At 46.0% G+C, this 7,571-nt stretch carries 7 protein-coding genes and 1 pseudogene; 6 read left to right on the forward strand and 2 right to left on the reverse strand.

The features are described 5' to 3' along the window. Nucleotides 1-3: 3 nt before the first annotated feature. Both CAG64_RS23515 and CAG64_RS23520 read right to left on the reverse strand, forming a co-directional pair. Nucleotides 4-792, reverse strand: a complete 789-nt coding sequence (locus CAG64_RS23515) for a glucosaminidase domain-containing protein (protein WP_161448755.1) — start codon at nucleotides 790-792, stop codon at nucleotides 4-6. Continuing rightward, the gene (locus CAG64_RS23520; protein ID WP_021703276.1) at nucleotides 785-1,585 is read right to left on the reverse strand and encodes a hypothetical protein; all 801 of its coding nucleotides are present in this window, start codon (nucleotides 1,583-1,585) and stop codon (nucleotides 785-787) included. The genes CAG64_RS23515 and CAG64_RS23520 overlap by 8 nt, the downstream gene beginning before the upstream one ends. 295 nt (nucleotides 1,586-1,880) lie before the next feature. Between CAG64_RS23520 and potA the strand changes: the two genes are divergently transcribed. From potA to CAG64_RS23550, 6 genes and pseudogenes are all read left to right on the forward strand, one after another. Then, complete coding sequence (gene potA / locus CAG64_RS23525; protein WP_161448376.1) at nucleotides 1,881-3,041, forward strand: spermidine/putrescine ABC transporter ATP-binding protein PotA; 1,161 nt, start codon at nucleotides 1,881-1,883, stop codon at nucleotides 3,039-3,041. Next, nucleotides 3,025-3,882, forward strand: a complete 858-nt coding sequence (gene potB, locus CAG64_RS23530; protein ID WP_161448374.1) for a spermidine/putrescine ABC transporter permease PotB — start codon at nucleotides 3,025-3,027, stop codon at nucleotides 3,880-3,882. Before potA ends, potB begins: the two co-directional genes overlap by 17 nt. Beyond that, nucleotides 3,882-4,652 carry a spermidine/putrescine ABC transporter permease PotC gene (potC, locus tag CAG64_RS23535; protein WP_021703279.1) on the forward strand — a complete coding sequence of 257 codons (771 nt, stop codon included), beginning with the start codon at nucleotides 3,882-3,884 and terminating at the stop codon, nucleotides 4,650-4,652. Before potB ends, potC begins: the two co-directional genes overlap by 1 nt. Nucleotides 4,653-4,771: 119 nt before the next feature. Continuing rightward, entirely contained in the window at nucleotides 4,772-5,806 is a 1,035-nt protein-coding gene (locus CAG64_RS23540) for an extracellular solute-binding protein (protein ID WP_161448372.1), read from the forward strand. A gap of 217 nt (nucleotides 5,807-6,023) precedes the next feature. Then, nucleotides 6,024-7,061: an extracellular solute-binding protein gene (locus tag CAG64_RS23545; RefSeq protein WP_021703281.1), complete on the forward strand. Its 1,038-nt coding sequence runs from the start codon at nucleotides 6,024-6,026 to the stop codon at nucleotides 7,059-7,061. A gap of 111 nt (nucleotides 7,062-7,172) precedes the next feature. Further along, nucleotides 7,173-7,571: pseudogene (locus CAG64_RS23550) on the forward strand (GGDEF domain-containing protein); the annotation flags it as partial.

The raw sequence follows: 7,571 nt of genomic DNA on the forward strand, positions 1-7,571 counted from the left end.
TTCTTATTCTTCTATCCAGTATGGTTCATTGCGTCGCATCATAACCCGCAGATCGTTCACGTACTGCTGACCACGCTCTGAGTATTTCGTCAGCCCTTCACTCATCGCCATTGCGGCGTCCAGGCTCAACAAGTCATCACCTCGTTTATGCAGTTGATAGCGTATTTCCCGCAGATCATGATACGCCTGATTACGGTTCACATTCATGAAGTAGCCATGAATGGACTGTTGGGCGGAGCGGAATTTCTTTACTTCGTGGGTCATACCGTCCGGACGTTGGGACGGAACCAGCCCACAGCCTGCGGTATAGCACCACTGACCAAAATAATTGTTGGCTTCCCGGGCAAAACGAGAGGTTCCCCACGCCGATTCATTGGCAGCCTGAGTTAAGACTAACGCTTCTGGAATCACATCAACCCGGTGCAACATGTCAGCCAGCCAGTTTTCATCCACTCCTTGGGCCGGAAGCTCGGTGTCGTACAACTTACCCAGGCGTTTAGCATATTCGGTATCTTCGTCGGTCAGTTGAGACGACCGATACTTCTTGTCAATTGACTCAAGTCTTATACGCTCTTTGAGGATGCGCTGATTCTCAAGCGCAATCCCGGGTTTGAGGTAGCTGAAAAACTGGTGCTTTCGTGTTGTGACATCTTGAATCGAGGCAAAGTCAGGTGCTTCGCCGACTTTGTGTCCTTCGAGACTAACCGATTCTTGCGGCGCTTGCGCGTAATACAAACTGCAGCTGGCGATAAGGCCAGCTGCTGTAAGACTAATGAGGAGTTTTTTATGCATCAAAGAATGGAGAGCCTTTGTTCTGGTCGTTATTGCTTGAGTTATCCGTCGCGACAATTTTCAGGCGAATGCCGAACATGTTACGGTAAATAATACCTTTAACATGGAAAAAGAACGGAAGCACGAAAATCAGTCCAATTCCGTAAAACATTGCTGCTGCGATGAACATCAGCATTAATAGCAGGTAAATGCCCGCCAAGACAAAAATCTTTTTGTTAACGGCACGCAGTGACAACAGCAATGCCTGCATTGGCGGAATACGTTTTTCACAGATTAACAAAATCGTATTGCTGAAAGCCAGTGACAGATACATCGATAAAAACGGCAGAATCATCCCGGCTAGCCACTGCAACAATAAACTGAACAATGTAGCGAGAATGACCGGAACGGTAAACTGAAGTCCTTTCGTTATGTGGCGTGATTTGGTGTTGAGACCGGCTGCATGGCTCATAGCCATCATACAAATGCCTGCGTAGATAGGCGCACTGATGACTTCGTAACTGAAGTTGGCGATGAAAATTGCCTGAAATACACCGGGATCCATGTTTTCCGGATCCACCACGATATTGAAAATTACCGACGGATCACCCAGTTGCAATTTCAATGCGACGTAGAAAATCGCGATCTGCACGACCAGTAGCATCACAATCGCCGGGGAGAAGGAAAGAAAATGCTTAATCGTATGGTTCCAGGCTTCTTTGAATACATCCGCTGCTTTCAAGTCATACTGGCCTGAAATCGCCGTTTCGATGTTACCGCCTAAGTTAATGTCTTTCTCGAAGTCACTGTTCATATAAATTCCAAGGTGCTCGCCACGATCGCATTCACCTGATGTGTTGGTAATAGATTGATGTAATTATACTGAAATGTTCGCGACTCTAAAATTGAGATCACGGACCTGTGCTTGCTTTCTCATCCGGATGGTCGATAATTAAACACTTGTTTATCTTGTATAAAGCATAAAGTCAGTATGGTAAAAAAAGTTTACTTTCACCTGCAAAATATTTTGTGTTTCAAGATGAGAAAAGACTATGAATTCACACTTATGGTGATTATGATGCGCGCCTCAAGTGTATAACGACAGGTCAATTACCCCCGGAAAAGCCGGAGACCAAGGTGGAGAAAAACAGACGTTGAAAGCTAAACAACCAGCAGGACAACCAGTTATCCGCTTAACTGGAATCAGCAAGAGCTTCGATGGCAAGGAAATCATCGGCAACTTAAATCTAGACGTAAACCATGGCGAATTTCTAACCATTCTCGGGCCTTCAGGCTGTGGTAAAACGACAGTATTAAGGATGATTGCGGGGTTTGAAACCGCAGACAATGGCAACATTATCCTTGATAATCAAGATGTGACTGACTTACCTGCTGAGCAGCGACACGTAAATACTGTTTTTCAAAGTTATGCCCTATTCCCGCACATGACGGTGTTTGAGAACGTCGCGTTTGGCCTGCGCATGCAGAAAGTCGCTTCCTCAGACATCGAACCACGCGTGATGGAAGCTCTGCGTATGGTGCGTCTGGAAAAGATGGCCCAGCGCAAACCTCATCAACTTTCTGGTGGTCAGCAGCAACGTATTGCGATCGCTCGCGCGGTGGTGAATAAGCCCAAAGTTCTGCTACTCGATGAATCCCTCTCGGCTCTGGATTACAAATTACGTAAACAGATGCAAATTGAGCTTAAACAACTTCAGCGTCAACTGGGTATCACGTTTATTTTCGTCACGCACGATCAGGAAGAAGCCCTGTCGATGTCTGACCGTATCATTGTGATGCGTGAGGGCGTGATTGAACAGGACGGCTCTCCGCGCGAGATCTACGAAGAGCCGAAAAATCTGTTTGTGGCTCGCTTTATCGGCGAGATCAACGTATTTCATGCCTACATGGTAGAACGCCTGGACGAACAACGTATCCGCGCAGACATTGAAGGTGTCGAATCAGTCGTCTACTACGATAAACCGGCACAAGCGGGTGACAAACTTCAGGTGTTGTTGCGCCCGGAAGATTTACGTATTGAAGAAATCAAAGAGTCTGAAGAGCGCGGTATCGTTGGACACGTCACTGAGCGTACCTACAAAGGTATGACGCTGGATTCTGTGATTGAGCTTGAATCTGGTATGCGCGTTATGGTCAGCGAGTTCTTTAATGAAGACGATCCCGATGTGGATCACTCTTTGGGGCAGAAAGTCGCCATCACTTGGGTTGAAAGCTGGGAAGTGGTATTGAACGATGAGCATAAAGCTTAATTTACAAAATGCGATTATCGCATTGATTGTAGGTTGGTTGGGTCTGTTCGTTCTGATCCCCAACCTCATGATTATCGGCACGAGTTTTCTGACGCGTGATGAGGCAAATCTGATCGAGATGACCTTCACGCTGGACAACTACGTGCGTTTGGCGGATCCCTTGTACGCAAAAGTGCTGATGCACTCATTCTACATGGCGATCATCGCAACCTTGATCTGTTTAGTGATTGGTTATCCATTTGCCTACATCGTCGCAAAAATGCCGCCAAAGTGGCGCCCTTTCATGTTGTTTCTGGTGATTGTGCCGTTTTGGACAAACTCTCTTATCCGTACCTACGGCCTTAAAATCGTACTTGGAACTCAAGGGATCCTGAATAAAAGCCTGATGTACCTGGATATCATCGATAAACCACTGCGTTTGATGTATACCGAAACAGCGGTCATGATCGGTCTTGTTTATATCCTGCTGCCATTTATGATTCTGCCGCTCTACTCTGCTATCGAAAAGTTGGACGGCACTTACATAGAAGCGGCTCGCGATCTGGGTGCCAACAAGATACAGACTCTGACAAAAGTGATTCTGCCGTTAACCATGCCTGGCATCATCGGTGGGTGTTTGTTAGTTCTGCTGCCAGCTCTGGGGATGTTCTACATCTCTGACCTGTTGGGCGGCGCTAAGAACCTGCTCATTGGTAATGTGATTAAAAGTCAGGTGCTTAACGCGCGTGATTGGCCGTTTGGTGCGGCAACCAGTATTGCACTTACCGTGGCGATGGCCATCATGCTTTACGCTTACTATCGCGCCGGGAAACTGTTGAATAAGAAAGTGGAGCTGGACTAATGGGACGTACAGTTAGATTTAGCTTTATGACTCTGGTATATGCATTTTTGTATCTGCCAATCATCGTGTTGATTGTAAACTCGTTTAATGCCAATAAGTTCGGTATGAAATGGGGCGGATTTACCACTAAATGGTATGAGACCCTGGTCAACAACGACAGCCTGATGCAAGCGGCTTGGCACTCTCTTAATGTTGCTGTCTTTTCTGCAACGGCTGCAACCATTATTGGTAGCCTTACTGCTGTTGCCCTATTCCGCTACCAGTTTAAGGGAAAAGCAGCGGTCAACGGTATGCTGTTTGTGGTTATGATGTCCCCGGATATTGTGATGGCAATTTCATTGTTGGCACTGTTCTTGGTTATAGGGGCGCAACTGGGCTTCTTCACCCTGTTAGTTGCACACATCACATTCTGTCTGCCTTTTGTGGTTGTTACCGTCTACAGTCGTTTGAACGGTTTTGATGTCAAAATGCTGGAAGCGGCAAAAGATTTGGGAGCCAGTGAATGGACCATTCTGAATAAGATCATCCTTCCACTGGCAAAACCGGCTGTTGCTGCCGGTTGGTTATTGAGCTTTACCCTGTCTCTGGATGACGTGATCATCAGTTCATTCGTGACCGGACCAACTTATGAAATTCTGCCGCTTAAAATTTATTCAATGGTGAAAGTGGGGATCTCTCCAGAGGTGAATGCCCTTGCTACCATTATGTTGGTTGTTTCTTTAGCTTTGGTGATCATTTCTCAGTTGTTAGCCAGAGAAAAAGTGAAGTAAAATTCACGAGTGATTGAAAGAATCAACACTACGAACAGAATGGCATTTTTGTCATTCTGTTTTTCTATCTAACGCCTATAGTTATGCAATGGGCAACGTTTGGTTTGGAGCTAACGTAAATGAAAAAATGGGCTACTTTATTAGCTGGTAGTGCATGTGCGCTGTCTTTGTTCTCAGGAACAGTTCAGGCGGACGAAAACAAGGAACTGGTATTTATGAACTGGGGGCCGTACATCAACAGCAGCCTTCTGGAACAATTTACCAAAGAAACAGGTATCAAAGTCATCTACTCGACTTACGAGTCGAACGAGACTTTGTATGCCAAGCTAAAGACGCATAATCAGGGTTACGATTTGGTTGTGCCGTCCACCTACTTCGTATCGAAGATGCGTGATGAAGGCATGCTACAGAAGATCGACAAATCGAAGCTGTCGAACTTCAAAAACCTGGATCCTAACTATCTGGATAAACCTTACGATCCAAACAACGACTACTCTATTCCACACGTCGTCGCTATTACGGGATTGGCGGTCAATACTGATATGTACGATCCAGAAGATTTCCAAAGCTGGGCGGACTTGTGGAAGCCGGAACTTGAAGGCCAACTGATGCTGATGGACGACACGCGTGAAGTGTTCCACATTGCACTGCGTAAACTGGGTTACTCTGGTAATACTACAGACGACAAGCAGATCGACGAAGCCTATGAAGAACTCAAGAAGCTGATGCCTAACGTTCTGGTGTTTAACTCTGACAACCCTGCTGCGCCATACCTGTCTGGTGAAGTCGGTTTAGGTATGCTGTGGAACGGCAGCGCGGCAGCGGTTCAAAAAGAAGGCTTGCCACTGAAGTTAGTTTTCCCGAAAGAAGGCGGTATCGGCTGGGTTGATAACTTTGCGATTACATCAACAGCGAAGAACGTTGAGGCGGCGCACAAGATGATCGATTTTTTGTTGCGTCCTGAAATTGCGGAACAGATCTCTCGTGACACGGGCTACCTGACCGCGGTGAAGGCGTCAAACGACAAATTCAGTGACATTCCGGCACTGTTCCCTTCCCAGGAAGACCTGGATCGCGTGGAATGGCAAGCGGCTGTGGGGGATAAGACAGTTAAGTATGAAGACTACTTCATGAAACTCAAAGCCGGCCAGTAATGCGTGTTTGCGTTATTGAGTCAGTTTGACGAAATTTAACGCTAACTCATTAAAAATAGGCAGCATTTGCTGCCTATTTTCGTTTGTGACTGATATACTTATGCGTTGCGGCATTTATCTGAACACAGGTAAATGGGTTTCTTGCCTACGGCCAGACTCAAAGAGTTCCAAATTGGATGAGTGTGCTCGGGCTTTGCAAAGCAAAAACGGAAAAGTAATGAAAAGTAAACTGTATGCAAGCGCACTTTGCGCGGCGACAATGTTCGCTTCACCTGCAATGGCGGCTGACCAAGAGTTGTACTTCTATAACTGGTCTGAATACATCCCGAATGAAGTGCTGGAAGACTTCACAAAGGAAACCGGTATTAAGGTGATCTATTCGACGTATGAGTCCAACGAAAGCATGTACGCTAAGTTGAAGACTCAAGGGTCTGGTTACGATCTGGTTGTCCCTTCCACCTACTTCGTATCTAAGATGCGTAAAGAAGGCATGCTACAGAAAATCGACAAGAGCAAGCTTTCTCACTTTGCTGATTTGGATACCAATTTCCTGAATAAACCATTTGATCCAAACAACAATTTCTCGATTCCCTACATTTGGGGCGCGACGGGCATCGGCATCAACTCTGACATGCTGGACAAATCGTCTGTCTCTAAATGGGATGATCTGTGGGACCCTAAATGGGAAGGTCAGTTGATGCTAATGGATGACTCACGTGAAGTCTTCCACATTGCGTTGACAAAGCTTGGCTATTCTCCGAACACCACGAACCCAGATGAAATCAAAGCAGCTTATGAAGAGTTGAAGAAACTGATGCCAAACGTGTTGGTTTTCAACTCAGACTTCCCTGCTAACCCATACCTGGCTGGTGAAGTATCACTGGGTATGCTGTGGAATGGCTCGGCTTATATGGCCCGTCAGGAAGGAGCGTCTATCGACATTATCTGGCCGGAAAAAGGCACGATTTTCTGGATGGATAGCCTGTCTATTCCTGCTGGTGCGAAGAACATCGATGCAGCGCATAAGATGATCGACTTCCTGCTACGTCCAGAAAACGCAGCCAAAATTGCACTGGAAATCGGCTACCCTACACCAGTGAAAACAGCACATGCTCTGCTGCCAAAAGAATTTGCGAATGATCCAATGATCTTCCCTCCGCAATCAGTAATGGACAGCGGTGAATGGCAGGATGAAGTCGGTGAAGCAAGCGTCATCTACGACGAATACTTCCAGAAACTTAAAGTAGATAACTAGTTTTTATCCAAACTATCATTAAAAATGATATAAAGCGGCCTCGGCCGCTTTATTTTTTACCTCAAAATGGCTTAACTTATGTTGAGTTAATTAATAATAAGCGTAACTGTTTTGAGATTTCACTCTGCCGCTTTCAACATTATTGTTATTCTCCTCTTCTCTGCAGCCGTTTCGCTGTTGGTTTCTCAGGCCATTGAAGTGGACTCCATCTACGACTTGTTCTTTGAGAGCGGGTCTTTACTGCTGATCGTATACATCTACTTTATTTCGCGAAAAATCATCGGTAGCAACCTGATGTTCGAATCGGGCTTCATGCTATTGATTTTCAATAAGTGCTACGACCTGGTAACGGAAATTCGCGTCATTGACCGAATTGTCGATCAGCATGAGTTACTCGACTCGCTGTTGGAAGACGGATTATTGCAATTGTCGGTGATCCTGATTGCCGCAGGTGCGACAGAAATCTTCCGCAAAGCGCGCATTGATGCAACGTCAGATGAGCTTACCGGG

The organism is Vibrio sp. V38_P2S17PM301 (assembly GCF_009904845.1).
Taxonomy (GTDB): domain Bacteria; phylum Pseudomonadota; class Gammaproteobacteria; order Enterobacterales; family Vibrionaceae; genus Vibrio; species Vibrio proteolyticus.

What these genes read in the sequence shown, in the direction of transcription:
- CAG64_RS23515 (WP_161448755.1), bottom strand. Translation starts at nt 792, where the DNA reads ATGCATAAAAAACTCCTCATTAGTCTTACAGCAGCTGGCCTTATCGCC.
- CAG64_RS23520 (WP_021703276.1), bottom strand. Translation starts at nt 1,585, where the DNA reads ATGAACAGTGACTTCGAGAAAGACATTAACTTAGGCGGTAACATCGAA.
- potB (WP_161448374.1), top strand. Translation starts at nt 3,025, where the DNA reads ATGAGCATAAAGCTTAATTTACAAAATGCGATTATCGCATTGATTGTA.
- potC (WP_021703279.1), top strand. Translation starts at nt 3,882, where the DNA reads ATGGGACGTACAGTTAGATTTAGCTTTATGACTCTGGTATATGCATTT.
- CAG64_RS23540 (WP_161448372.1), top strand. Translation starts at nt 4,772, where the DNA reads ATGAAAAAATGGGCTACTTTATTAGCTGGTAGTGCATGTGCGCTGTCT.
- CAG64_RS23545 (WP_021703281.1), top strand. Translation starts at nt 6,024, where the DNA reads ATGAAAAGTAAACTGTATGCAAGCGCACTTTGCGCGGCGACAATGTTC.